Raw genomic sequence first — 26,087 nt, forward strand, 5'->3', positions numbered from 1 at the left:
GAACTCTTTTATAAGCTTAAATGGTGTTGATATTGTTTCAGCCATTGCTTAGCAGCAGACACGTCAGCACAGTGCTTTGCAACTAACTGCCAGAATGCAGCAGAATGGTTTAGATGCTTTAAGTGACAGACTTCATGCACGACCACATAATCTGCAACCCATGCCGGTGCCATCATTAGACGCCAATTAAAGCCAAGGCGACCATCAGCACGACAATACCCCCATTTACTTAACCAACCACCAATAACTATTTCTGTCGACTTTACCTGTAACTGTCGCTGCCAATACGCTACCCGCGAATTAAACCAAATTTGGGCTTGTTGTTTATACCAATCGGTAATTAATTGTTGTTTGATAATATCGACACGCGCCATTTGCACTCGAGATGAAATATTCAGCACCAATTTATCTTGCTGCTGAAGTATATAACTACGCTTAGCACGCTGTACTTCAAACGGTAAAACCTGCTCAAATAACGGTAGTCGGCACTCTTCCAGCCACTTAGGAGCCGCGAGTAATTGTGTTGTTTGTATTTTTTCTAAGATCCAGTGCTGCTTATGCTGTAAAAAAGCTTCAATTTTTGCCATAGCATATGCCAGCGGAGCTCTAACGACGACTTCACCAGCTTTAATCTGGATCGCCAAGCTACGCCGTTTGCTATAGTACAAAATGTAATTAAACGGCTGTGCCTTAACCTGCAATCCTGACATCTTATTCCTCGAACCTGTAACCTTTAGCTAACAAAGCAAGTCCATTGTGCCATACCGCAACATAAAGTGTTATTATCCACAAGATTTTGGTTCACTCTAATAAGTAGGAAAAACGTAAATATGAAAGTAATTTCGTTTAACATCAACGGACTACGCGCTCGTTTACATCAGTTGCAAGCTCTTATCACTAAGCATCAACCCGATATAATCGGTCTGCAAGAAATTAAAGTGCATAGTGATGTATTCCCGTTATCTGATGTAGAAGCGATGGGGTATCATGTCTATCACTTTGGTCAAAAAGGCCATTATGGTGTTGCGATTTTAAGTAAAGAACCCGCTTTATCTATGCAGTATGGTTTTCCAACAGATGAAGAAGATGCTCAACGCCGGATGTTGATTGGCCGTTTTGCGATGCCTGATGGCCAACCTGTGACTATTTTAAATGGCTATTTTCCGCAAGGTGAAAACCGCTCTCATCCCACTAAGTTTCCGGCTAAAGAAAAATTCTATGATGATTTACAAAATTATCTGGAGACACATCACACCCCGGATGAATTATTAGCCGTTATTGGTGATATTAATATTTCTTCTATTGATTTAGATATTGGTATTGGTGAAGCGAATGCTAAACGTTGGTTACGTGAAGGCAAAACCTCATTTTTGCCTGAAGAGCGTGAATGGCTTAAGCGATTAAAAGATTGGGGATTAAGCGATACCTTCAGAAATTTGCATCCAGATGCAGCTGATATGTATAGCTGGTTTGATTATCGTTCTAAAGGTTTTCTTGATAATCGTGGTTTAAGAATTGACGTAGTATTAGCAACAGAAGCATTAGCTAAGCGTTGTATTGAAAGTGATATTGATTATGAGTTAAGAGGTATTGAAAAGCCTTCGGATCATGCACCTATATGGTCAGTATTTAAATAAACTCTCGAATCGTGACTAAAAACACAACGTAAACTACAAAGCCTTTATGACTATATCCAGTCGCGAATAAAGGCTTTATCTAATTGACGATAGGCTTGTTGCAGCACTTGAGCTAAGTCAATATACCTACCAGGTTGATTATAACGTGGTAGTTCTATTCCATGTTGTTGCATTTTATCGCAAATATGCCGAAACCAAGCGGCATGCGCTGGCGTTAATGTTGTTTTTGATCTTACCCCTAACCAATAAAAACCCTGTAAAGGTAACGTTGCAATAAATAGCATCATGGCAATAATCTGCGGCAAAAAACCACTTCCTAATAAACTATATTGAATATAGGCTACTGCAATGGCTAAGAGCGGTAAATAGCGGCTCGATAAGCTGGTCAGCAAGATAATCTTATTTTCTGGAAATATACTATTTAACTCAGGTTTAACAGGCCATTTTTTACTATAATGGTGGCCTTTTTTTAATACCGAATAAAGCGAAAACAACATGATAACCTCCAACTAATAAGCATCTAAACAGTCAACAATCCGAAAACTGAATAACAGCACCATAACAGTGCCATAAAATAAAAAGTTCGTTCTTAGCACTTTTCAAACAGTTTCAAAGCCCACTCTTAGCTGTTAAAAAACTTATCAAATAAATATTAAAACGGTTTTAAGAGAAAATCGCTAATTTTGACAATCTATTTAAAACATTAACATTCGTAAAAACGGCTAAGCACTGCTTTAATAGCTTATTTACAGCCAACTGAAACTATCAAATAATGTGCCAATCAAAATAACTCATACAAATCAGGCAACTAAGCAAGTTAAACACTGTTACTAACAAGCTTATCCACAGAAATTGTGGACAACATCACGCTAGAGTCTATGGGTAAATATGATTTTTTTAGTTTATTTGTCATATAAAAAAATACATTTAAAGCCTTTTTGACCGCCAAAGCGATATAAAAACACTTTATCAATAAAATCCTCTCGCATTACTCGTAATATTAATGACAAATAACGCCGTTAGCAGACAATTTATCAACAGTATTGTACAGTAAGTGTTAGTAAAGAAGGATAATACTAATTTATGGTTAATACAGCATTACAATGGTTACCCCAGTTAAGGGATATACGTGGTATTGGCATAAAAAGTCCAATCAGCGGGGATATATTTCCTCTAACCGAACACGCCGATCCGTTATACCACTCTATGCTGTTAGATCAGGCTTTGTGTATTAAGTTGCACCAAGGTACTATTAAAGCACCTTTTACTGGCAAATTTACCGCTTGCTTAGACGGTAATCGTAGGCTTCGCTTTACCCATAAATCCGGGGTAATCTTACAACTCGATTTGCCATTTGCGTTGTTTGAACAACATACTAAAGCAATAAGACGGTTAACGATTACGGCAATAGATATTGAAGCAGGTCAAGATATCCTGCAAATTGAACAGCATTGGTTGCATTCGCATCAACCCATATTTTGCGTATTGATGCTGCTGCCGCACCCTATGATTAAAGCGCTATTTAGCAGCCAGCGCAAAGTGATTGCCGCTCACAACGCAGCAATTATTATTCAAACTCATTAAAAGTAATTATTATGACAAAAATGTATGGCATCAAAAATTGTGACACTATTAAAAAAGCCCGAGCTTGGTTGACTGAGCAACAACATGACTATACTTTTATTGATTATCGTAAAGATGGATTAACGGCAGAGCAATTAGCGGAATTCTCTGCCGCTTGTGGTTGGCAAAATCTGCTTAATACTCGTGGCACAACCTATCGCCAACTTGCTGCTGAAGATAAAGAAAACTTAGATGAAGCTAAAGCTCTAGCATTAATGTTAGCGCAACCGGCAATGATTAAACGGCCTTTACTAGTACATAATGGCCAATACTATCTTGGCTTTAAAGCTGAGCAATATCAGCAGATTTTTAATACCTAGTATGGAAGAAGCATCAGAGCCATTATCACTAGTCGCTTGTCTTACTGGCTTAAGCGAGCAGCATTTGCTACTACGATTGGATGGTTTTAAGCTGCAGCCCCAAGCATCGGAAAACTTTGATGCTATGGCTGCGGCAGCTAGCGCTGATGGCATTTCGCTGGCTATTGTTTCAGCCTTTCGCTCTTATCAGCGCCAAGCACAAATTTGGCAAGCTAAGTTAAGCGGAAAGCGTGCGGTGTATGACTTACACAACAACGTAGTTGATTTGCAAACATTACAGGCTAAAGCACGTTTAGATGCAGTGTTATTATATTCTGCCCTGCCTGGTGCCAGCCGACACCACTGGGGCACAGATATCGATTTGTATGATGCTAATGCGGTAGCAGATGATTATCAGCCACAATTAGCACCGACTGAGTATCAAATGGGGGGCCCATTCTATCCAATGGTGCAATGGTTAAAGCAACATGGCACAGCATTTGGCTTTTTTATGCCTTATCAGCGTTACCAACAAGGTGTAGCAGCTGAGCCATGGCACATTAGTTATGCGCCTGTTGCCGATAATTATCAGCAACAGTTAAGCTGTCAGTTACTCGCTAACTGTATTGAGCAACATCCCATTGCAGAACAAAAATTAGTATTAACTTATTTACCCGAACTATATCAGCAGTATGTGCAAAATATTTGTCGGTAAATATTATTCACCTTTAGCTTTATGCTCAAATGAAGAATAACCTTGCACAAATCGTTGCAGTTGATCCCGTAAATTAGGCGGAGTGCCTTTAATTAGTAACGTATCGCTATGGGCATCATATTGCACTCTATCGCCCAGTAGCGTTTGTTCAAAACTTAACGATAAACCTCCGCCTTGTCCGGCAAATTTAACTAAGTTTTTTAATTCTTTTACTTCTACCGGAAATTGATCGGAAACGGCAAGTTGCTGCTCTTGGCAATAACGCATAAAACCTTGCTGCTCTTGTTCGTCTACCACAGCAGATAATTCAGCTAATACGACCTCTTGACCCGACTTAGCCCGCTCTTCACAATATTGATAAACTTGCTTTCTAGTATCATTCTTTTCGTTATTATCAAATTCGGCTGCCGTAAAGTACTCTTCTACTGAGGCTAAAACCATTTTACTGTTAGCTTTAGCATCCGCACCTTCTTCACAACCTAAAAAATCTAAAAAGAAGTCGGCCACTTTTCGCCCTGCTCGACCCCGTATAAAACTTAGATAATTACCTTGTTGTTCTGAAGTTTGATAGGCAGTTAAATCTATTCTGGCGGCTAATTGCATCCGAGCAATATCAAGATGACGTGATGTCGCCAGCTCTAACTCGTCACTTAGTGCAAAATGGTCCTTACTACCCAATAAACAAAACAATATATATTCACTAGCCAAATAACGATAATGACAGACTAAAAAATAACCGTGCTCTGGCAGTTGGTGGGCGGTTAATTGTTGTTCCAGCTCAGCAGTTGCTGTATTCGCTAATACCGTAAAATCACTGGTTTGTTGTTGCCAATCTTTTAGAGCAGTCACCACTTGTTGCGGTTTATCAGCATTAAATACAGCGTACCCTTTGGCCGGTTTGCCATTATACGCTAAGTGTAATTGCTCCACTAAGTGCGCAACTGCAACCGTAGCCTCAACTAAAGATGGCCGATAATGAGCCTTACTTTGCCCCTGATTATCTAGTTCTATGTGGTTTATGGCTAACTGTTTTACATCTACTGACATAACTTTTCCTGTTTAAATTGAATTCTGTTACTATTCTATCTGTTTAACCATTCTAACTTCAGGTAATTCATGGCAATTGTATCAAAGTATTCCACCGCTAAAATTGAAACTTTAGTAAATCAGCTGTTAGACGTATTACATGCTGACAACGCAACAACGGAATTAAGCTTAATGTGCTTAGGTAATGCCATTAGCCATGTGGTTAATAGTAGTGTACCTGTAGCGCAACGTGAAACCGTAGTAAAACATTTCAACCAGGCACTGGTTGATTCTATTACCAGCAAAGTTAAGTAAAGCACTATGGTGTTAGAGCAAAACGTATCATTAGTAAAAAAAGTAAATCGTCTGCTTAATTGGGGCCATTGGTTTAGTTTTTTTAATATTCTGCTGGCGTTAATTATAACCTCAGCGTATTGGCTAGCAGAACCCGCTCCAACATCTGTGCTTGGCTGGGCCTATTTATTATTAAATTGGATTGGCCACACCGCCTTTCTCTGTTTTATGTTTTTTATCTTGACCATATTTCCAGTCTCATTGGTCTTTCCTTATCAGCGCCATGTTCGAGGCATAGCTGCCGCTATTGCTACAGTCGCCTTTGTGGTACTGATATTTGATGCCTATGTATATAGTAGTCTTGGCTATCATATTGGCGGAGCTTCTTTTGATCAAACTGTCGATTTGTTGCGGCAGCAAATTGTTACTAACTTGCGCAACTTTATTATTATAGTGCTGGCAGTAGCCGCGATACTGTTTGCTGTGCAATTAACTCTGAGTAATTTTTGCTGGAAAAAAATTGAACGCTTAAAGCAGTCTGGCTTAGCCCAGCCTTTACTATTGCTGTTTGTTGGTAGCTTTATGTTAAGTCATATTGTGCATGTGTATGCAGACGCTAATTTAAAATGGGATGTAACCAAACAAGATAACGTGTTGCCTTTATCTTACCCTGCTACAGCTAAAACCTTTCTAGCGCGTTATCAATTAGTAGACTTAACCAAGCGTGCTCAACGCCAACTTGATAAAATAAGCGTTCCTAATACCATGCAAGCCGATAAAACATTGCAATGTAATAATGCCTCAGCGGGCGGCAGTACCTTGTTATTAGTTAGCCAAAAAATTAGCGCGGATCAAGTTCGGTTTTTGCAAACAAAACAATTTAAAGCCGTTGAGCAGCATTTTGCCCCTGTGCAAACATCAGAAGCCTTAATTAACCTACTTTATGGCCAGTTTTATTATAATACTGCTAACACCGCAGTATTAAATGCTGCACCCGCTTGGTTAAGCCAGTTATCTGAGCAAAAGCTTACTATTGCTCGGCATGCTGACACTAACGTGACAGCGTTACCTTGGCTAACGGCAACAGCAAACCTAAATAACTATGCCGTGGTATTTGATGACCATGCTGAACAACACTGGGCTTATTATGCCCAATTTGACAACATTATTATGCTGCAATTAGTAGGTGAGCATGAAAGGTTTAGTCCGGCGCCAACAGTGGTTTGGACTAACTGGAAACAGCTACTTAAGCTACAGCATTATGAGGTGTCACAGCATTTAGATTGGCTACCTACTTTGTTAGCACAAGCAGGCTGTAGCAGCCAACATAGCTGGCTAGGTGATAACCTACTTAAACCAAACAAATTGCCAAAACTATTAATTAGTGGCCAAAAAATTATCAGCTTTAAAAAAGATAAAATGGTAATTTTACGCGAAGATGGCAGTTATGGTGTCTGGTCTGCAGGTACTTTATTACCGCTAAATGAAAAACTTGATTTACCGATGTTAACCGATGCACTAAAGCGTATCGAACATGAAAATTAAGCAAGCCAGTAAAAAAACCGTTATAATAACAAGCATTAATAACGCCTAATGTTAGGCTTAATATTGGATACAACATGTTAGCTCTTGGAAAAATCAATCGCCTTAGTGTCAAAAAACAAGTTAAGTTTGGCTATTACTTAGACGGCTTAAGCTGGGGTGAAATTTTACTGCCAAATAACGTCGTGCCAGCTGGCTTAGAAGTTGGTCAGGAACTGGACGTTTTTTTGTATTTAGATTCAGAAGATCAACTAATCGCCACCACTGAACGGCCAAAAATTAGAGTTGGTGAAGTCGCTTATTTACCTGTAGTTGCCGTTACTAAAGTCGGTGCCTTTGTTGATTGGGGCTTAAAAAAAGACTTATTGGTTCCATTTAGTGAACAACAAATTCCTTTAAAAGAAGGTCAAAAATACTTACTGTATTGCTATGTCGATGTCAGTAATCGTATTGTTGCTTCAACTAAGCTTGATCGCCACCTGCATAAAACCCCGGCAAAATATAATATTGGTGATCGTGTCGACATTATTATCAGTGAGAAAACTGACTTAGGTTATAAGGCTGTAGTAAACCTAACCCATTGGGGTGTCTTATATCAAAACGAAGTATTTAAACCGTTGCAGCAAGGCGACAAAATGTCAGCCTATATCGTTAAAGTACGCGAAGATGACAAAATAGACTTGCGTTTAACATCGGCCACTTTTAATCAAGCCAAGCAATTAACGGATAAGATTATTCACCGCTTACATCAGAATAATGGCAAGTTAGCCTTAACTGATAAAAGCTCGCCTGAGTTAATTTATGAAGCCTTTGGCGTCAGTAAAAAAGCCTATAAACAAGCTTTAGGCTTACTGTATAAAGCGAAGAAAATTGTTATTTTTGAACATGGCATTATTTTAACGCCAACAGATACTAAAGATAACTAATACTAAAGATAACAAGCCTACAAGCAGTATATACGCAGCGACCTATAATAATATTTTAGGCGCTGCGATTTGCTGGTTTTGATAACACCAAATGCACCACACTAGTTGCGCGCTCTAAAAATCCTCCCTCGCAGTAACATAAATAAAAATGCCATAGTCGAACAAAATGATCATCAAAGCCTAATTGATGTACTTGATCACGAGCAAGCATAAAGTTGTCACGCCAGTCTTTAACGGTACGGGCATAATCAAAACCAATATCATGTAACTGTCGTACCATCATATCCGTATGATGCGTCACTGCATGCGTCATACGTGTTATGGATGGCAAACTCCCCCCTGGAAACACATAGCGCTTTATAAAGTCTACTTCTTGCACATACTGCTTATAACGCTGATCAACAATAGTAATCGCTTGAATGAGCATTAAGCCATCTGGTTTTAATAAACTACTACACTGTGCAAAATAGGTATCAAGAAATTCATCACCAACGGCTTCTACCATCTCAATAGAAACCAGTTTGTCGTAGTTGCCCGCCAAATCACGATAGTCACTAAGTAGTAAGGTAATTTGCTGCTCTAAACCAAGCTCTTTAACCCGTGTTGCAGTGTAATCATATTGCTGCTGGGAAATTGTGGTTGTGGTGACCTTACAACCATAATGCTGAGCAGCATAAATAGCCATACTGCCCCAACCCGTGCCAATCTCTAATAAATGATCACTGGGACTTAACTGTAAGCGTTGGCAAATCAATTGCAGCTTATGTTGCTGAGCCTGCGCTAAATTCGCTTCAGCCGAAGGGTATACCGCGCTGGAGTACATCATGCTCGAGTCTAAAAATAACCGATACATGTCGTTACCTAAGTCATAATGCGCTGCAATGTTTTTCTTAGCTTGCTGCTTAGAATTGCGGTTACGCCAGTTTATTAATTTAAGTAAAGGCCGGCCCATTCGAGTTAATGCCGAATCCAGCTTATCTAAGCTGGATAAATTTAAAGCGAAAATACGTACTAAAGCAGTTAGATTATCGCAGCGCCACCAACCATTAATGTAGGCTTCACCAGCACCAACCGAACCTGACATGGCTAAGCGTTGATAAAACTGCGGATCAACAACAGTTATAACAGCTTTTAATACGGCGTGTTCATCACCAAAACGCTGGCGTTGATTTGCTTCCACAATAGTAATATCGCCATATTGTAATTGGGTTAAAAAATTTAAAGTGAATTTACGACATAGTTTGTCAAAAACACTTAAATTATTGAAAAGAGATGCTTCAGTTAGGCTCATACTCATGCATTGTTATCCTTGGTCCCGGGGTGATGATGTATTGGTACCCGCTTAATAAGTAGCCTTAAAGCATGCCAATAAATACGCATAAGATTTTGTACGTTTTGCCATGGCGTACGGATCAGCCATTGCCGCCGCCAAGTCTTAGTTAAATCATATCTATACAGTTTTAACCAAGCACTAAATACTTTTTGCTGTTGGCTAAAATTAGTAATTTGGCATAATAAAGTGTTATTTGGTGGGGTTATTTGCCAATGATATTGCATATCTATTGGATTAAATGGCGAAACATGGAACGCTTTATCATGTTTATAATGACGCTGTTTTTGTTGTATTGTTTGCAAATAATAATGCCGCTCATTCCAAGGCGTATTACTCACTTCTGCTAATAAATAGCGCAATCTGTGCTGTATGTCGTAGCAATAATATAAGGTAAGCGGACTAAAAAATACGCCATAATTAGCCAATGGTGTCAGTATAAACACTTTTACGATTGTCGTTTCAGTTGTGCTTTTAGGCGTAGTTTGAGGAGTAATTTCAGGTGTAGCTTGGCAACTAAGCAGCATAACTTTATCGCATACTGCTTGAAATATATTTTCAGCGCCGGCTAAATAGTCGCGCCGACGATAACTTAACGCAGCAAAACGATTCAGACTTATCCCCACCGTTGCGAGATCAGCTTTATTTAATAAAGCGCTATCAAGCCAAAATTGGCTTAAGCGATAACTAAAGCCATGTTCGCTTGGAACAAAGCGCTTGTGGCCAATGACGCCTTGATAGACTGCGTGTCCGGCTTGCATTAGTATTCAATGCCAAATAAGGCAGCAACATCTACTGCACTTTTCGCACCGTCCTCATGAAAACCGTTATACCAATAAGCGCCACAGAAATAGCTATGTTGCTGGCCATTAATCTCTTGTCGTCTAGCTTGTGCAACTAAGGTTTGCTGGTTATAAACCGGATGCTGATACATAAATCGGCCTAAAATTTTACTGTTATCAATTTCAGCTGTATTATTTAAGGTTACACAAAATGTCACTGGCGCCTCAATCCCCTGCAATATATTCATATTATAGGTTAGCGTGGCTTGCTCGTTAGCCACACTGGATAAATTATAATTCCATGCCGCCCACGCTTTTTTGCGTTTAGGCAGTAAAGCAGTGTCTGTGTGCAATATTACTTCGTTATCTTTATAAGCAATATTAGCCAATATTTGCCGTTCGTTTTCGCTGGCATTTTCACCGAGCAATGCTAAAGCTTGATCACTGTGGCAAGCAAACACTACCTTATCAAAGGTTTCGCTATGGCCCTGTGTAAACTGCAAAGTAACACTATCCTGATCACGCAGTACCTTAGTAATTGTCTGTTTTAGCCTTATTGAATCGGTACCCAGTTTAGCTTGTAACGCTTGCACATAATTGCGCGATCCGCCTTTAATAACTGCCCATTGGGGCCGGTCGGTAATATTGAGCAAACCGTGATTATTAAAAAATCTCAAGAAAAATCGAACGGGAAAGTCTGGCATAGCCGTTAGGCCAGATGACCAAATAGCGGCCCCCATAGGCAGTAAATAATTATGGCTAATTTTTTGACTAAAATTATGTTTAGTTAAAAATTCACCTAAAGATAAAGCTAAATCTGTATGATCTTGCCCTAATAGTTTTTTACCAAGCTTATTAAATCGGTTAATTTCTAACAGCATGCGCCAAAAAGAGGGTCTAAATAAGTTACGGCGTTGGGCAAACAAGCTAGACAAGGTATTGCCATTATATTCTAAATTTTCAGCGTTATTTTTTACCGAAAAACTCATTTCAGTATGCTGATAATCAACATTGAGTTCAGATATAAAACGGTTAAATATCGGATAAGTCCAATCGTTAAACACAATGAATCCGGTATCTATAGCATATTGCTTGCCTTGTACGCTGACATCAACAGTAGCGGTATGTCCTCCTAAATAATCATTGGCCTCAAAAATAATTACTTCATGCTGTCTTTGCAATAAATACCAAGACAGCATGCCCGAGATACCGCCACCAATTACAGCTATACGCATTTACATTCCCTATAAATTCAAATCTGACTAACTACTCTAGTTACTGGATGCCATACGCTGTTTAACTTTACCGGTTAACCAACCAATTACCGGTAGATGGGTCAGTACCATCTGTTGTAAATCATAATAATCACGATGATAGATAATTAAGCCATTCTGCCAACGCAACATGCTACAACCGTCGACTACTATCGCTTTGCTATTACCAATTGACGGGTGACTAAAATGCATCTTCCAAGTTAAAACGCCTTGATTTATTTGCTCAAATGCTTGTAATTTTTCAAATTTACAATAATCAATATTGCTATAACTATGAGTGAAATGCTGTTGTAGCTCAGCTAAGCCATTCACCGCTTTAACGGGGTCAATAAACTGGATATCGGCATGATATATTTGTGCTAAGCCGGAAATATTACTACTGGATAATTGATTGTAAAAAGACAGCAGTTGCTCAATCCTTGCTAGTTGATTCATCAGTTTTTTTTACCTCTGCAAAAAGTGCCAGTGTGATTTTACGGGCTTGCGCATGATCAACTATTGGCGCTGCATAGCTTTTAATATCGCTAATTGCTGTGCTTAATTGAGTGTTTTTATGCGGCCAATGGATCGCTTTTGCATCAAGACTGGCTAGTTCAGGTACATATAAACGGATGAAATCACCTTTTGGATCAAATCTTTCACTTTGGGTAATAGGATTAAAGATCCTAAAATAAGGCACAGCGTCGGTTCCGGTTGAAGCCGCCCATTGCCACCCTCCATTATTAGCTGAGAAATCGCCATCTATCAGCTTCGACATAAAATAGCGCTCACCTAAGCGCCAATCTAGCTGTAAATCTTTTACTAAAAAACTGGCCGTTATCATGCGCAACCGGTTGTGCATCCAGCCGGTTTGATTTAACTGCCGCATGGCAGCATCTACTAGCGGATAACCAGTATTGCCGCTACACCAAGCATTAAATAATGTTTGGTCTTGTGACCAGCGAATATTATCAGTCTCGGTTTGAAATGCGTGGTGTTTAATTAAATCAGGGTAGGCAACTAAGATATGTTTATAAAACTCTCGCCAAATTAGCTCTGACAGCCAGACTTCGGCACCCGTTTTGGCTAACGACCATGTGTCATTAGCTTCTAATTGTAATCTAGCAACACATTGACCGGCAGAAATAGCACCAATAGCTAAATAAGCCGCTAATTTCGATGTTGCCGAAATCGCGGGGAAGTCGCGCTTTTTTTCATAGTCAGCTACTTTATGCTGACAAAAATCGCGTAACTGGTCAATAATTTCATTTTGTTCAACCGGCCATTTTATAGAGCTATTATCGCCATTTTGCATGGTACTATAAGCCGTTAAATGCAAATCTACTAATTGGCCATTGGCGACATTTAGAGTTTTAGGCTTAGGTAAACACTGCACTCCTTGCTCTGCTAATCGACTTAACCAGTTGCGCTTAAAGGGCGTAAATACCTTGTACATAGTCTGTTGCTGGGTACAAATACTGCCCGGAGGCATAATACATTGGCTATCAAAGCTAATAAGTTCATTGCCAGCACTTTCTAGGCATGCAGTTACTTTATGATCGCGTAATCGTTCATCTAATTCATAATCTGTTTGCACAAACACTTTTATTTTGTAGTGTTGCTGTACCTGCGCAAACACATCACAAGTGGCAGCATAATCAGTACCTTCAAGTGTATGCAGTACAATATTAAGCTGGGCTAATTCCTGTTTTAAACACACCACACGACGCCGAATAAAGTCTTGCTTTATCGCCGCCATATTATGCTGCTGCCACGTGTCGGGGGTAGCAATAAACAAACCAACGACAGCAGCATTACGCTGCTGGGCATCAGCAATAGCGCTACACAACACTTTATTATCATATAGCCGCAAATCATTTCTAAACCAAATAATATTCAGGTTATTTATCGCTTTCATCTTAAGCTCTTAAGCCTAAGCTTTCTGGATAAGGATCAAAATAGCATTGTTCTGATAAGTATTGGTTTGGGTGTAAACTTAAATGGTGTTTAAATAATGTTAGCGGCGCCACCAGCGGCAAATAACCTAAACGATATTTATTTATGGTTTCGGATAATTCCTGTTTAGCTTGCGCGTTAAGTGAATTTTTTAAAAAACCCTGTAAATGCTGTAATACATTGGTATGATTTTTCCGTGTGGCAATAACTTTTAACGCGTTCATAAAGTCTGTTAAATAACGTAGTTGCAGTTTTTCAGCTGAAAACAGTTTGGCTTGAGCCACTAATCGGCCTAATTCACGATAGGCGACTGGATGATGAGCTAAAACTAAAAACTTATACCGACTATGAAATTTAACTAACTTGCCAATAGTAAAACCCTCTCGCATGCTTTGCTGATAATCATGACAAGCAAACAGCCGACAAATAAAGTTTTCTCTTAGCGCGTCATCAAACAGCCGACCATCCTCTTCAACTGGTAACCAAGGGTAACGCTGCATAAGTGCTCGGGTATAAATTCCCACTCCAATCTTACCAAGCTGGTGTCCATTAGCGTCAAACAAACGAACCCGCTCCATGCCACAACTGGGTGATTTAGCGCAAACAATGTAACCACTTAGATTACTCAGTTGTGGTAACTTTTTATCAATAAACGTTTGCATCTGTTCGGTGTGATCAATACTGGGGTCTTTACTACGCACTAAGTGTACTTGTTCTTGCTGATCTAATTGCAATCTAATAGCCGGACGTGGGATCGGCATACCAATAGCCACTTCTGGACATACAGGAATATAGTCAACATGATCGGATAACACACTAGTACAAAAACCCGAGGCTTTATGTCCACCATCAAAACGGACTTTATCGCCTAATACACAAGCACTTATACCTACTTTAATTGTCATATCATTCCCTTTACTTACACCTTAACTATATATCTCTATAGGTAAATTTTGGATCAGTTTTTTATACAAATCATTCTTATAACTCCTATGTTACTGCTAATGATAGGCTAAAAATTTGCGGTTAAACTTTTCATACCAATATCAGTGCTGTATTTTCAGCAAAAAAAACGGCAGCATGGTTAACCAAGCTGCCGTTTTATAATGTTTTTAATAAAAAAGTGTTACTTTTTACTCGTACCGAGCTCAACACGAGATTTTAATTTTTGTCCTGGTCGGAAAGTCACCACACAACGAGCAGAGATAGGTATATCTTCGCCTGTTTTAGGATTACGTCCCGGTCGCTCATTTTTGACTCGAAGGTCAAAGTTACCAAAGCCCGATAACTTAACCTGATCGCCAGACTCTAGAGCCAGACGGATCTCTTCAAAAAAAGCTTCTACTATAAGCTTAGCGTCACGTTTACTAACACCAAACTTTGTGAATAATCGTTCTGATAAATCGGCTTTGGTAAGCGCCATTCTTAGTCCCTCAACGTTGCGTTGAACTCTTCACCAAGCGCACTAACTACTTGATTAACCAACTGTTGGATATCTTTATCCTCCAGGGTGCGCGCTAAATCTTGTAACGTAATAGCGATAGCTAGTGACTTCTCACCTTCAGCCACACCACTACCCGTGTATACGTCAAATAATTTTAGGTCAACTAATTGATTTCCGCCAACTTTTTTTATAGTAGCAGCAATATCAGCAAAACGCACTTCAGATTTAACCACTATCGCTAAATCTCGACGATTCGCAGGGTATTTTGATAACTCTTGGGCTTGCACGATTTTACGTGAACCTAAAGCGACCATATCTAGTTCAAATAAATAGGCTTTTCCTTTAACACCTAGTTTACGCTCTAGTTCAGGATGCAAAGCACCTAATTGCCCTACTAGCGTATCACCACGATAAATCGAGGCAGTTTGGCCAGGATGTAAAGCGCTATGCTCACCACTGACAAAACGGAATTCACCTGCGGCTGAGGTCATAGCTAGTAAAGCTTCAACATCAGCTTTAACGTCATAAAAATCTGCAGCACGTTGCTCAATAGACCAATGCTCATCATTTAATGAACCAACAATAACGCCACCTAATACTTCAGTTTGCTGTACACCACCTTCTGCAGCAGCGTCTGGAACAAACTTAAGCCCGTACTCGAACAAGCGGATCCGGCTTTGCTGACGGTTTTGGTTATACAACACGGTTTGTAATAAACCTGGCCATAAATTTAAGCGCATTGCCGACATATCAGCTGAAATTGGATTCGGTAGCACTAAAGCGGCTTGCTCAGGAAACAAACGTTGCTGTATTTTTGGATCAACAAAACTATAAGTAATGGCTTCTTGATAACCGCGATCTACCAATAAACTGCGTAAGCGACTAATACTTAATTCAGCTTCATTAAAGCGACGCATTTTTAATGCCGCTTGTGGCGCTACATTAGGAATGTTGTTATAACCATATACTCGAGCAACTTCTTCAATTAAGTCTTCGGCAATTTTAAGGTCAAAGCGATAACCAGGTACTTGTACTTGCCAGCCCTGCTCGGTTTCAGCAACCCCTAAACCTAATCGATTAAAAATAGCTGTAACGTCAGTTCTGTCAAGGCTAATACCTAAAATACGCCGCAGTTTAGCTTCAGTAAGATCTATTGGTTTACGGTTTGGCAATTGAGCTTGTGCAACTGCTTCTGTTACTGGCCCAGCTTCACCACCACAAATTTGTAGCAATAATTCTGTGGCACGCTCAATAGCAATGTGCTGTAACTCTGGATCAACACCGCGTTCATAACGATGCGAAGCGTCGGTATGCAAACCATATTGTCTCGCTTTACCAGCAATGGCTAACGGCGCAAAAAATGCACTTTCTAAAAAGATATGTTTAGTTTGGCCGGTGACACCACTGTGTAAACCACCAAAAATACCGGCCATAGCTAATGCTTTTTGGCTATCGGCAATAACTAAAGTATTGGTTTGCAGTTCAACTTCTGACTCATCCAATAACACAATCTTTTCGTTGGCATTAGCCATGCGAACATTAATATCACCCTCAATATTATCAAGGTCAAAGGCATGCATTGGCTGGCCTAATTCTAATAATACATAGTTAGTAATATCCACTACCGCATCAATACTACGAATGCCACAACGGCGTAATTTTTCTACCAACCACAGCGGGCTGGCAACGTTGACATTTACATTACGAACTACACGACCTAAATAACGTGGGCAAGCTTCAGCTGCAGTGAGCTGGATCGCTTTAGTGTCATCAATCGTTGCTGCTATCGTTGCCCATCTAGGTTCTGTAACCGCCATTTTATTCAGTACAGATACTTCTCGGGCTAAGCCTCTAATACCCAAACAATCTGCGCGATTGGGTGTTAAATCGACTTCAATAGTTTTATCGTTTAGCTGCAAATAATCACGAATATCCTGACCAAGCGGTGCATCTTGCGGCAGTTCTAAAATACCGTCAAAATCATCATTAATACCTAGCTCAGAAAAAGAACACAACATACCATGTGATGGCTGACCACGAAGCTTAGCTTTTTTAATTACAAAGTCACCTGGCAATACCGCACCCATGGTAGCAACAGCCACCTTTAACCCTAAACGGCAATTTTTTGCGCCACAAACAATATCTAGCAGTTCATCAGTACCAATATTAACTTGGGTAACTTGTAACTTGTCTGCATCAGGATGTGGGCCGCAAGCCACTACTTCACCCACCACAACACCACTAAAATTTCCAGCTACTGGTTCTATGCCATCCACTTCTAAGCCAGCCATAGATAACTGTTCAGATAAGGTATCGGTATCAATAGCTGGATTAACCCATTCGCGTAACCAGGCTTCACTGAATTTCATTTATACTCGCTCCACTTATCTAAACTGTTTTAAAAAGCGTAAATCGTTTTCAAAAAAGGCGCGTAAATCTGTTACGCCGTAACGCAACATAGTTAAACGTTCCACACCCATGCCAAAAGCAAAGCCACTGTATACGTCAGGATCAATACCCACTGAGCGTAATACGTTAGGATGCACCATACCGCAACCTAAAACCTCTAACCACTTGCCATTTTTGCCCATAACATCTACTTCAGCTGAAGGCTCAGTAAAGGGGAAAAATGAAGGTCGAAAACGCACTTGTAAGTCTTCTTCGAAAAAATTGTGTAAAAAGTCATGTAAAATGCCTTTTAACTCGGCGAAGTTAACATTTTTATCAACCATTAAACCTTCAACCTGATGAAACATCGGTGTATGGGTTTGATCGTAGTCATTACGATAAACTCGACCGGGTGAAATAATACGTAATGGCGGTTGCTGCTGTTCCATAGTGCGTATTTGCACGCCAGAGGTTTGAGTACGTAGCATTAACTTTGGATTAAAATAAAACGTATCGTGATCAGCCCGTGCTGGGTGATGCTCTGGAATATTTAAGGCATCGAAGTTATGAAAATCATCTTCAATTTCTGGACCATGCTTAATATCAAAGCCTAACTCAGAGAAAAATGCCGAAATCCGCTCAATAGTGCGGGTTACTGGATGCAAACCACCCGCTTGCATCATCCGTCCTGGTAACGTGACATCAATTTGTTCTTCTGCCAACTTTTGCGCTAATAATACATTTTGTAAAGCATCACGCTGCTGATTTAAAGCCGCTTGCACTTGTTGCTTTACGTCATTAATTTCCGCTCCAGCTTGCTTACGCTGGTCTGGGTCCATGGCACCAAGGGATTTTAATAACTCAGTAATACTACCTTTTTTTCCTAAAGAATCGACTCGGATTTGATCCAACTGTGCGATATCTTTAGCGCCGGCAACGGCCTGTAAGGCGTTTTCCAAAATTGCTGTTAGGTTCATTTATATCCTCAGAGCAGCGAGAGTGTGTAATTAGTATAAAACCGCCAATTATACACCAGAATAGTCGCTAAGCGCAGGTTTTAGCAGCATATTCTAGCCTAATTGGCCGATTAGCTTAAAATTTCTTTAATAAAGGGGATGGTGAGCTTGCGCTGATGCACCAAGGTTGCTTTATCTAGCTTATCGAGAATCGAGACTAACCCTCGGATATCTCGACTTTGATGGTTTAGTAAATAGCGCGATACCTCAGCCGGTAACTCGATGCCACGTAAACGCGCTTTTTGTTGTAATAGTTTTTGTTTATCATCATCAGTCAGCAATCTTAATTGAAAACTAGTACAGGCCTGTAATCTAGAGACTAAATCGGCTAAATTAATACCCAATTGCTGCGGCGGAACATTACCGACAATAATCAAAGCTTTGCTTTGCTCAACTAAGCGATTATATAAGTCAAAAATCGCAGTTTGCCAGTTCATATCACCGGCAATAGCCTGAATATTATCTAAACAAACTAGATCTAATTGCTCTAAATCATCTAATAAGCGCGGGCTTAACGACCGGTAATCTTCTAATGCCAGTAATTGACTAGTTAAGCCCTGCTCTTGTGCCTGAACACAAGCGGCATACAATAAATGCGACTTACCACTGCCACTGGCGCCAAACAAGTAAACGGGTGGCTGTGCTGTTGCCTGTTGTAAATAACGTTTTAAAAACACCACTGCCGCAGTTTGTTCCGCGGCATAAAAGCTGTCTAAGGTTTCATCGTCTGGCAAAGTGACTGCCAACGTGTATTGTAACGGCGGCATCAATGGCGTAAGTATCTAAAGGTTGCTAACGCAGGCATTGTCCCGCTATCAAGAGCCGATGGTACAAATTGATTTGGCTGCAATTTAAATTGCTTATTAAACTGTAGTGCTTTTAATAATCCGTCACCTGCAATAGCAGTTTGTAGGCTATAGCTTGCCTTATCTTGGCTATAACTTGCGACTGTCACTTGCGATACGCCTACCAGTTGTTGTAATAATTGTTGCACGATAACTAAATCAGTCAACGACGAGACCGCTTCAACATCAATAAGCACGGTATTAACCGACTGCTGGGATAGTACGCTAGCATATTGAGCCGCCAGTTGTTGCGCGAGCTTAATCGCAAAGCCATGCATTAATGCAGCTTCATCATCTGCTATAACCTGTTCACGAATAACTCGACCGTTATCTTGACGTTGCCAAGTTAAGCGCCATTGTTGCTTATTATTGTTTGAGTCACGATTAGCACTAGCTTTATCTATGGTGGCGGCAATGATCACATCTGCATTATAGCGGTTACTGGCTTGATTTATTTGTTGCCAGAATCCAGCCCAAACATCAGATTCCGAAATTGTGACTAAATCATCCATATCATAAAGAGGTAACATTAATGGTAGAGCCGCTTGGTTAAAAGCCTGCTTTAAATTACTCACAAGATCATGATTCGCATCACGAATAAATTCCCGCTCAGCCCCATCTTGCTGGACTAACCAAATTAACGTATCTGGACGTAACTCACCCCAAACCGCAATATTATTTTGCTGTAATAACTTATTGACACGAGCAGGGTCTAATAATACCCGGGTGATATTTTCGCCATTTTGGCGCACCGCAGTAAACTGTTTAATATACGCTGAGACTTGACCTAATTCTGCTTTAATGGCCGGCTGCTGAGCAATATCGGCTTGGCCACTAACCCGGATTAACACTTGTTCAAGCGCCAATTGTTGCCAATTATCTGCAGCTGAAGCGACCTCTGCCTGATATAGGTTTTTTACTTCAGCAGCATTTACAGCAACATTAAAACCACAGAGTAATAAAATTAACAGTCGCCACTGCATGCTCTTTTTCATTGTTTTTACCCTTCGCTAGCCAGTTTATGCTAATACTGGGAAAATCCCCTTAAGACCGACACTGATAAACTCAATGGCGATCGCAGCTAATATCAGCCCCATCACGCGAGTAATAACATTCATACCGGTTTGGCCTAATCGAACCGCAATTTTAGCAGCCAAGCGCATTAACAGCCATAGAATTAAGCCAATTAGACATAACTGAGCAGACATAATGGCATAGTGAATAATGCCTTCACTACGGTTGGCATATAAAATAGTGGTACTAATAGCACCAGGCCCGGCCAGCATTGGCATAGCTAAGGGAACTGTCGCTATTGATTTCCGTTGCGTTGCTTCTACTCGCTCTTCATTAGTATTTTTAGCATCACTACTTTGGCCATAAAGCATTGAGATAGCCATTAATAGAATTAAAATACCACCGCCTACCCGGAAAGAGTTAACCGATATGCCAAAGAAACTTAAAATCACCTCACCAAAAAACAAAGTAATTAGTAATATAATGGTCGCGGCTTTAGCAGCACTAGCCGCCGTAACTTTGCGGTCATGTTTAGTATCATTTTGGGTTAATGATAAATAAAGAGGCAAAGCCCCCAATGGGTTCATTACGGCAAAAATACCGATAAATATTTTCAAATAATCTTGTAACTCAAGCATAGTTACTCCTTAACACCCTATCGATCCCTGTTAGCGGTTAGCAGACAGAACACTTTTTATTAACCCATAAACATTAGTACTAAAAACAAAGCCACCTAACGGTGGCTCTGTATAATCGAATTTACTTAATCTAAATTAACACCCAAACGTTGAGCGACTTCTTCATAAGCTTCGACTACGCCACCTAAACCTTGTCGAAAACGGTCTTTATCTAATTTTTTCCGGGTCTCTTTATCCCATAACCGACAACCATCTGGAGAGAACTCGTCACCTAACACTACTGCACCATTAAATATGCCAAATTCAAGTTTAAAATCAACTAACAACATACCTGCTGCATCAAATAATGCTAATAATACTTGATTAGCTTTTAAGGTTAATTGTTTCATGGTAGCTAACTGTTCTTCCGTTGCCCAACCAAACGAAACCGCTAATGACTCATTGACCATAGGATCATGTAAAGCATCATTTTTTAAAAACAATTCAAAGGTAGCTGGCGTTAAGTGCTCGCCTTCGGTTACGCCTAAACGACGTACTAAAGAGCCGGCTGCATAATTTCGCACTACACATTCAACTGGGATCATATCCAGTTTCTTAACCACAACTTCATCGTCACTCAGTAATTGCTCAACTTGAGTTGGAATTCCTGCAGCTTCAAGTTTTTGCATAATAAAATAGTTAAATTTATTATTTATCATGCCTTTGCGATCTAACTGTTCAATGCGTTCACCATCAAAAGCAGAGGTGTCATTACGAAAGTGTAAAATTAATAAGTTTTCAGCAGTGGTGTTATACACTGTTTTAGCCTTACCACGGTATAACTCGGTTGTCTTCTGAACCATTCTAACACTCCAGCCGGGTAGCAAAATTTAAGCCGCAAAGTATAAAGAACTTTACGGGTTATTCAACTGACAATTACAGTCAAAAGCTATTTATAATTCAATTTTTGTCATCTGAATTGCTTCAACAAAAGGCTGATGTAAACTCAACATCGTTTCAGGGCTTAGCGCTTCGCCATCTTTATCCCGCAATGTCATCGCAGTGCCCGTATTATGTTTAGCTAATACCAATTGGTATTCACCTTCGGTTATTGGCAATATCGGTGCTTTTTTACTATTCCATAACGATGACCAAAAGCTTGGGTTCGCTTTTTCATAGCGCAAAAAGTAGGTATGTTTAGAACGATCTTTATCCGTAACCGTTAAATTTAACGCTTCAAATAAGATTTCTAATTGTGACCAAGTTACATCTATCGTTTGCGGCGTTATTAACACTGCATTTCCAGCTTTATCTAAGCCAGGCTCTAAATTTACATCTGGCACTTTACTACGATTTAACTGGGTGATGATAATTTCTTCTTTGCCAATACGATCGATAATACTGTTTAACAAGCTGATTTCTTGGCGATGAGTATCGTTAGCCGATAATTTTGCACTTGGCTTAAAGTATTCATGTTCCAGCATTTTTACCGCTAAAGTAGCAGAGCGTCCATGCGGTTTAGGATCTAAAACAACGGTATAGCGTGCTCTATCCACTACGCTAGTACTAGACCAAAACCAAAAGCCTTGTTCTTGATAAGCACTTATCCAATCGGTAGTAAAAACTAAATTATTGTCATCTACCGCGGTTAGCGCTACGTTTTGCTCAGCAAATTGTTTTTGTAACATTTGTTGTAAAAATGCCACTAAATCACCGGTAACGTCGGTACGGTCAAAGCGAACTTGGGCTTGTTTTTCACCTTCTTCTACCCGACTACTGGCAGCTGTGGCGAGAATTAAAGCAGGAGAGCGTTCACTAATAACCGTATCCGTCTGTTTGCTAGCCGGAATATCATATTGTCCTGGCTTTGCGGGTTGTTGCAAACCGGTTGGTACTTTTAACTCTGCCACAGCAGTGACATTACTGTCCGGTGAAGACTCTGATGCGAACATCGAACAGCCATTTAAAAATAACGCTAACACTAAACTACTTTTTGCCAAATAATGCACTTAACTACTCCTGCGTGTTAATAAGGTGCTACAGCTGAATACCAGCGAGATTTAATGCTTGTTCGATAACAGCACCGTGAATTGGTTCAAGTGGTGTTAACGGTAACCGCATCGTATCAAATTGAATGAGTCCCATTTTCTGCAATGCCCACTTAGTCGGAATTGGATTGGCCTCAATAAATAGTTGTCGATGCAAACCTTGTAATTTTTGATCTAAAACTTGTGTGGCTTGGCTATCACCATTAGTAGCAATACGACATAACGCGGCCATTTGTTTTGGTACAATATTTGCCGTTACTGAAATAACGCCATGCCCACCATTAAGCATAAACTCTGCCGCAGTAGCATCATCGCCTGACAACAAAGCAAAGTTTTCTGGGCATAATGCTTTAAGTTCGGCTAAACGATTCATCGCACCGGTTGATTCTTTAATACCAACAATATTGGCTGTTTTAGCTAAAGTCGCCACTGTTTGAGCTAATAAATCAATGCCCGTTCTACTTGGCACATTATAAAGCAAAACAGGTTTATTTGTAGCTTTTGCAATAGCGTTAAAATGTAAAACCATGCCATGTTGCATTGGCTTATTATAAAATGGCGTAACACATAAAAAACCATCAATAGCTAATTTATCAAGTGCTATAGTGCGCTCAATGGCATCAGAAGTTGCATTAGCACCATTTCCAGCAATGACAGGAATTTTACCATTAACTTGTTCACATACCTTAGCGATAACCTTGAGCTGCTCAGCAAAGGCAATGGTGGAAGATTCACCAGTAGTACCCATAATCACTAAGCCATCAGTGTCATTATCTAAATGAAAATCCACCAAATGCTGTAAACTGACATAGTCTATATTTCCTTGCTGATCCATAGGTGTGATCAGTGCAACCCAACTGCCCTTAAACATATGCTTTGTTGACCTAAGTATTATAACAAGTTGCCTATGTTAAAGAGACACTGCAGTAAACACAAGAATACAAAGTCGGATATTGCAACTTGGCAGAAACAGATGATTTTTTATTGACCTATGGTACACTCTGCCGCAGCGTTTTTCCTCTGTTTGAAGTTTGTAGCGAAGGTTTTAATTATCATGCCTCAACAATTAGTTGTTACCGCAATTGGTGCCGATCGTACCGGTATTGTCAGTAAAATTGCCCGTTTAGTTACAGATTGTCAATGTAACATTTTAGATAGTCGCATGGCCATTTTTGGTGCAGAGTTTACCTTTATTGTCCTTATCTCTGGCGAACCAAGCGGTATTTATCGGGTTGAACATTTATTACCTAACCTTGGTCTAGAGCTGAATTTAACCACTATGACCAAACGTACCAGTGCTCATCTAAACAAACCTGTAGCAGCTTACTACGTATTAGATTACAGCGGTCCAAACAAAGTGGGTACTTTAGGTACTATTACGGGTTTTTTAGAAAACCGAGAAGTTTATATTGGTTCATTACAATCCGCTGTGCGTGTTGATAAGCACACTGCAACTGAAAAAACCCATACCGTAATGACGTTAGAACTACCTACAACCGAGGCACCTGAAAATATTATTGCCGATTTAATGACACTACTTGAACAGATGAGCTTAATAGGCACTGTGCAAGCCCAAACTTAGCAGGAGTGATTATGTCCCCGATAACGACAGGTAGCAAAGCCTTTGATTTTTGCTTAACCGATCAGCAACAACAACCAGTAAAGTTATCAGAACTTTTAGCCAACAAACGGGTGTTAGTTTATTTCTATCCTAAAGCGATGACACCAGGGTGTACCGTACAAGCAGGTGCGTTACGAGATCATTTATCAGACTTACAACAGCATAATGTTGTCCCCGTTGGTATTAGCCCCGACTCTGCAGAGCGTTTAGCTAAATTTGCCACCCGGGATCAATTAAACTTTACCCTGTTATCAGATCCTGATCATGCAGTTGCGGAGGCTTTTGGTGTCTGGGGTGAAAAGAAATTTATGGGCAAAATCTACGATGGCATTCATCGCATCAGCTTTTTAATTGCTCAAGACGGCACAGTAGAAAAAGTGTTTAATAAGTTTAAAACCAAAGAACATCATCAAGTGATATTAGATTATTTAGCCGGCTAAAACTGCTGATAACTAAAACAAACACTAGCCCCACCATGAACTTGGTAGCAATGGCGGGGCTAATTAATTACTTTATAGACGACATATCTTCAACAATGTGCACCCGTGTTGACCAAGCTTTTATCGTGGCTTTTACTAATGATGCTAACGGGATGGCGAAGAAAATACCCCAGAAGCCAAATAGACCGCCGAAAAATAATACCGCAATAATAATAAACACCGGATTTAAATCAACCGCTTCAGAAAATAGTAATGGTACGAGTATGTTGCCATCTAGTGCTTGTACTATACCGTAAGCTAACATTAAATAACCAAATTCAGGAGTTAACCCCCACTGGAATAAGGCCACTATTGCGACGGGCAAGGTAACCACTGCAGCACCAACATAGGGAATTAAGACCGATACCCCAACTAACACGCCGAGTAATAACGGGTAATTTAAACCAAAGAAAGCAAAAACCGCATAACTTGCGGCACCGACAATCAATAATTCAAGCATTTTACCGCGAATATAATTCATAATTTGTAAATTCATTTCATGCCAAACTTGGCTAATTAATTTACGTTCACTGGGCAATAACTGCAGAAAACTGGCGGTTAAGGTGGCTTTATCTTTTAACATAAAAAACACCATTAACGGCACTAATACTAAATAAATAAGCAGTGCAACTAAATCCACAATAGAAGCTAAAGATAGCGATAACATATTTTGGCCGAAAGCCATTAAATGCTCATCAACCGAGTGCATTAACACATTAATTTGTTCGGTACTAACCATATCTGGAAAGCTAGCCGGTAATTCTAATAAATAGGCTTTACTTTGAGCCAACATTTGCGGAAAGTCTCGCAGTAAGTTTCGCCCCTGATACCAGACTAATGGAATAATCCACATTAAAATTAGGCAAGCAACACCAACAAAAGTGGCGACCACAGAAATAGTGCTAATCGCGCGCGATAGGCCCAACCGTTGTAATTTAACTACCGGCCATTCCAGTAAATAAGCAAAAGCAATAGCGACTAATACCGGCGCTAGAATGCCACTTAGCCAATAAATAGATAAAAATACAATCAGTAGTAATAGAAATAAGGTGACCACTTGTGGGTCAGAAAATTTATTTGCATACCACTTTTTTAACCAATCCAGCATATTTTAGCTCCACGCCGATAGATTTTTACATAAATGCTTACTAAGTCGCCAAGTATACTGAAGATAAGATAAATATTGGCGCTTAAGTGTCTGTGTGATAAAAATTTATGCTAGATTAGCATGA

At 39.9% G+C, this 26,087-nt stretch carries 28 protein-coding genes; 9 read left to right on the forward strand and 19 right to left on the reverse strand.

Translation table 11 applies throughout. The features are described from left to right. Nucleotides 1-8 precede the first annotated feature (8 nt). A complete protein-coding gene (locus tag BI198_RS09920) occupies nucleotides 9-710 on the reverse strand; it encodes a M48 family metallopeptidase (RefSeq protein WP_070049411.1) in 702 nt (233 codons plus the stop codon). Between the two features lie 120 nt (nucleotides 711-830). Between BI198_RS09920 and xthA the strand changes: the two genes are divergently transcribed. Continuing rightward, the gene (gene xthA, locus BI198_RS09925) at nucleotides 831-1,637 is read left to right on the forward strand and encodes an exodeoxyribonuclease III (RefSeq protein ID WP_070049412.1); all 807 of its coding nucleotides are present in this window, start codon (nucleotides 831-833) and stop codon (nucleotides 1,635-1,637) included. A gap of 50 nt (nucleotides 1,638-1,687) precedes the next feature. On the opposite strand, the gene yfbV is transcribed toward xthA, so the two are convergent. Then, nucleotides 1,688-2,134 carry a terminus macrodomain insulation protein YfbV gene (gene yfbV / locus BI198_RS09930; protein WP_070049413.1) on the reverse strand — a complete coding sequence of 149 codons (447 nt, stop codon included), beginning with the start codon at nucleotides 2,132-2,134 and terminating at the stop codon, nucleotides 1,688-1,690. Nucleotides 2,135-2,720: 586 nt separating this feature from the next. Between yfbV and BI198_RS09935 the strand changes: the two genes are divergently transcribed. From BI198_RS09935 to BI198_RS09945, 3 genes are read left to right on the forward strand one after another with little or no spacing between them, the layout of a single operon-like run. Next, on the forward strand, nucleotides 2,721-3,221 hold the full coding sequence (locus BI198_RS09935; RefSeq protein WP_070049414.1) for a PTS glucose transporter subunit IIA: 501 nt from the start codon (nucleotides 2,721-2,723) through the stop codon (nucleotides 3,219-3,221). An 11-nt stretch (nucleotides 3,222-3,232) separates the two neighbouring features. Next, a complete protein-coding gene (locus BI198_RS09940; RefSeq protein ID WP_070049415.1) occupies nucleotides 3,233-3,580 on the forward strand; it encodes an ArsC family reductase in 348 nt (115 codons plus the stop codon). A 1-nt stretch (nucleotide 3,581) separates the two neighbouring features. Further along, the gene (locus BI198_RS09945; RefSeq protein ID WP_070049416.1) at nucleotides 3,582-4,274 is read left to right on the forward strand and encodes a M15 family metallopeptidase; all 693 of its coding nucleotides are present in this window, start codon (nucleotides 3,582-3,584) and stop codon (nucleotides 4,272-4,274) included. A 3-nt stretch (nucleotides 4,275-4,277) separates the two neighbouring features. Here the strand turns inward: BI198_RS09945 and yejK are convergent, their stop codons facing one another. Further along, the gene (gene yejK, locus BI198_RS09950; protein ID WP_070049417.1) at nucleotides 4,278-5,321 is read right to left on the reverse strand and encodes a nucleoid-associated protein YejK; all 1,044 of its coding nucleotides are present in this window, start codon (nucleotides 5,319-5,321) and stop codon (nucleotides 4,278-4,280) included. A 69-nt stretch (nucleotides 5,322-5,390) separates the two neighbouring features. Between yejK and BI198_RS09955 the strand changes: the two genes are divergently transcribed. The 3 genes from BI198_RS09955 (at nucleotide 5,391) to BI198_RS09965 (ending at nucleotide 8,062) form a co-directional block, all read left to right on the forward strand. Then, on the forward strand, nucleotides 5,391-5,615 hold the full coding sequence (locus tag BI198_RS09955) for a YejL family protein (RefSeq protein ID WP_070049418.1): 225 nt from the start codon (nucleotides 5,391-5,393) through the stop codon (nucleotides 5,613-5,615). Between the two features lie 6 nt (nucleotides 5,616-5,621). Continuing rightward, nucleotides 5,622-7,139, forward strand: coding sequence for a DUF3413 domain-containing protein (locus BI198_RS09960; protein ID WP_070049419.1), 1,518 nt, complete (start codon nucleotides 5,622-5,624; stop codon nucleotides 7,137-7,139). Nucleotides 7,140-7,213: 74 nt separating this feature from the next. Next, nucleotides 7,214-8,062, forward strand: a complete 849-nt coding sequence (locus BI198_RS09965; RefSeq protein WP_070049420.1) for a CvfB family protein — start codon at nucleotides 7,214-7,216, stop codon at nucleotides 8,060-8,062. 55 nt (nucleotides 8,063-8,117) lie between these two features. Here the strand turns inward: BI198_RS09965 and BI198_RS09970 are convergent, their stop codons facing one another. From BI198_RS09970 to dapA, 15 genes are all read right to left on the reverse strand, one after another. After that, nucleotides 8,118-9,359 carry an SAM-dependent methyltransferase gene (locus BI198_RS09970; RefSeq protein WP_070049421.1) on the reverse strand — a complete coding sequence of 414 codons (1,242 nt, stop codon included), beginning with the start codon at nucleotides 9,357-9,359 and terminating at the stop codon, nucleotides 8,118-8,120. Continuing rightward, on the reverse strand, nucleotides 9,356-10,153 hold the full coding sequence (locus BI198_RS09975; RefSeq protein ID WP_070049422.1) for a DUF1365 domain-containing protein: 798 nt from the start codon (nucleotides 10,151-10,153) through the stop codon (nucleotides 9,356-9,358). The genes BI198_RS09970 and BI198_RS09975 overlap by 4 nt, the downstream gene beginning before the upstream one ends. Then, nucleotides 10,153-11,409, reverse strand: a complete 1,257-nt coding sequence (locus tag BI198_RS09980) for an NAD(P)/FAD-dependent oxidoreductase (protein WP_070049423.1) — start codon at nucleotides 11,407-11,409, stop codon at nucleotides 10,153-10,155. The genes BI198_RS09975 and BI198_RS09980 overlap by 1 nt, the downstream gene beginning before the upstream one ends. A gap of 36 nt (nucleotides 11,410-11,445) precedes the next feature. Next, on the reverse strand, nucleotides 11,446-11,883 hold the full coding sequence (locus tag BI198_RS09985) for a nuclear transport factor 2 family protein (RefSeq protein ID WP_070049424.1): 438 nt from the start codon (nucleotides 11,881-11,883) through the stop codon (nucleotides 11,446-11,448). Then, nucleotides 11,861-13,345, reverse strand: a complete 1,485-nt coding sequence (phrB, locus tag BI198_RS09990) for a deoxyribodipyrimidine photo-lyase (protein ID WP_083256597.1) — start codon at nucleotides 13,343-13,345, stop codon at nucleotides 11,861-11,863. Before phrB ends, BI198_RS09985 begins: the two co-directional genes overlap by 23 nt. A gap of 1 nt (nucleotide 13,346) precedes the next feature. After that, nucleotides 13,347-14,288, reverse strand: coding sequence for a YbgA family protein (locus BI198_RS09995; RefSeq protein WP_070049425.1), 942 nt, complete (start codon nucleotides 14,286-14,288; stop codon nucleotides 13,347-13,349). Nucleotides 14,289-14,509: 221 nt separating this feature from the next. Continuing rightward, a complete protein-coding gene (gene ihfA / locus BI198_RS10000) occupies nucleotides 14,510-14,806 on the reverse strand; it encodes an integration host factor subunit alpha (protein WP_070049426.1) in 297 nt (98 codons plus the stop codon). Between the two features lie 2 nt (nucleotides 14,807-14,808). Continuing rightward, on the reverse strand, nucleotides 14,809-17,196 hold the full coding sequence (pheT, locus tag BI198_RS10005; RefSeq protein ID WP_070049427.1) for a phenylalanine--tRNA ligase subunit beta: 2,388 nt from the start codon (nucleotides 17,194-17,196) through the stop codon (nucleotides 14,809-14,811). A 15-nt stretch (nucleotides 17,197-17,211) separates the two neighbouring features. Beyond that, a complete protein-coding gene (pheS, locus tag BI198_RS10010) occupies nucleotides 17,212-18,192 on the reverse strand; it encodes a phenylalanine--tRNA ligase subunit alpha (RefSeq protein ID WP_070049428.1) in 981 nt (326 codons plus the stop codon). A gap of 110 nt (nucleotides 18,193-18,302) precedes the next feature. After that, nucleotides 18,303-18,998, reverse strand: coding sequence for a DnaA regulatory inactivator Hda (gene hda / locus BI198_RS10015; RefSeq protein WP_070049429.1), 696 nt, complete (start codon nucleotides 18,996-18,998; stop codon nucleotides 18,303-18,305). Then, nucleotides 18,998-20,071: a DUF2066 domain-containing protein gene (locus tag BI198_RS10020; RefSeq protein WP_070049430.1), complete on the reverse strand. Its 1,074-nt coding sequence runs from the start codon at nucleotides 20,069-20,071 to the stop codon at nucleotides 18,998-19,000. The genes hda and BI198_RS10020 overlap by 1 nt, the downstream gene beginning before the upstream one ends. A gap of 24 nt (nucleotides 20,072-20,095) precedes the next feature. Continuing rightward, nucleotides 20,096-20,728, reverse strand: coding sequence for a YchE family NAAT transporter (locus BI198_RS10025; RefSeq protein ID WP_070049431.1), 633 nt, complete (start codon nucleotides 20,726-20,728; stop codon nucleotides 20,096-20,098). 125 nt (nucleotides 20,729-20,853) lie between these two features. Then, nucleotides 20,854-21,570, reverse strand: a complete 717-nt coding sequence (gene purC / locus BI198_RS10030) for a phosphoribosylaminoimidazolesuccinocarboxamide synthase (protein ID WP_070049432.1) — start codon at nucleotides 21,568-21,570, stop codon at nucleotides 20,854-20,856. 90 nt (nucleotides 21,571-21,660) lie between these two features. After that, on the reverse strand, nucleotides 21,661-22,716 hold the full coding sequence (gene bamC, locus BI198_RS10035) for an outer membrane protein assembly factor BamC (RefSeq protein ID WP_083256598.1): 1,056 nt from the start codon (nucleotides 22,714-22,716) through the stop codon (nucleotides 21,661-21,663). Nucleotides 22,717-22,744: 28 nt separating this feature from the next. Beyond that, the gene (dapA, locus tag BI198_RS10040; protein ID WP_070049433.1) at nucleotides 22,745-23,626 is read right to left on the reverse strand and encodes a 4-hydroxy-tetrahydrodipicolinate synthase; all 882 of its coding nucleotides are present in this window, start codon (nucleotides 23,624-23,626) and stop codon (nucleotides 22,745-22,747) included. A gap of 183 nt (nucleotides 23,627-23,809) precedes the next feature. Here dapA and BI198_RS10045 point away from each other — a divergent pair, with 183 nt between their 5' ends. Both BI198_RS10045 and bcp read left to right on the forward strand, forming a co-directional pair. Then, nucleotides 23,810-24,337 carry a glycine cleavage system protein R gene (locus BI198_RS10045; RefSeq protein ID WP_070049434.1) on the forward strand — a complete coding sequence of 176 codons (528 nt, stop codon included), beginning with the start codon at nucleotides 23,810-23,812 and terminating at the stop codon, nucleotides 24,335-24,337. An 11-nt stretch (nucleotides 24,338-24,348) separates the two neighbouring features. Continuing rightward, nucleotides 24,349-24,816 carry a thioredoxin-dependent thiol peroxidase gene (gene bcp, locus BI198_RS10050; RefSeq protein WP_070049435.1) on the forward strand — a complete coding sequence of 156 codons (468 nt, stop codon included), beginning with the start codon at nucleotides 24,349-24,351 and terminating at the stop codon, nucleotides 24,814-24,816. Between the two features lie 67 nt (nucleotides 24,817-24,883). On the opposite strand, the gene BI198_RS10055 is transcribed toward bcp, so the two are convergent. Then, a complete protein-coding gene (locus BI198_RS10055) occupies nucleotides 24,884-25,963 on the reverse strand; it encodes an AI-2E family transporter (RefSeq protein ID WP_070049436.1) in 1,080 nt (359 codons plus the stop codon). Between the last annotated feature and the right edge of the window lie 124 nt (nucleotides 25,964-26,087).

It is taken from the genome of Rheinheimera salexigens, assembly GCF_001752395.1.
Classification (GTDB): Bacteria; Pseudomonadota; Gammaproteobacteria; order Enterobacterales; family Alteromonadaceae; genus Alishewanella; species Alishewanella salexigens.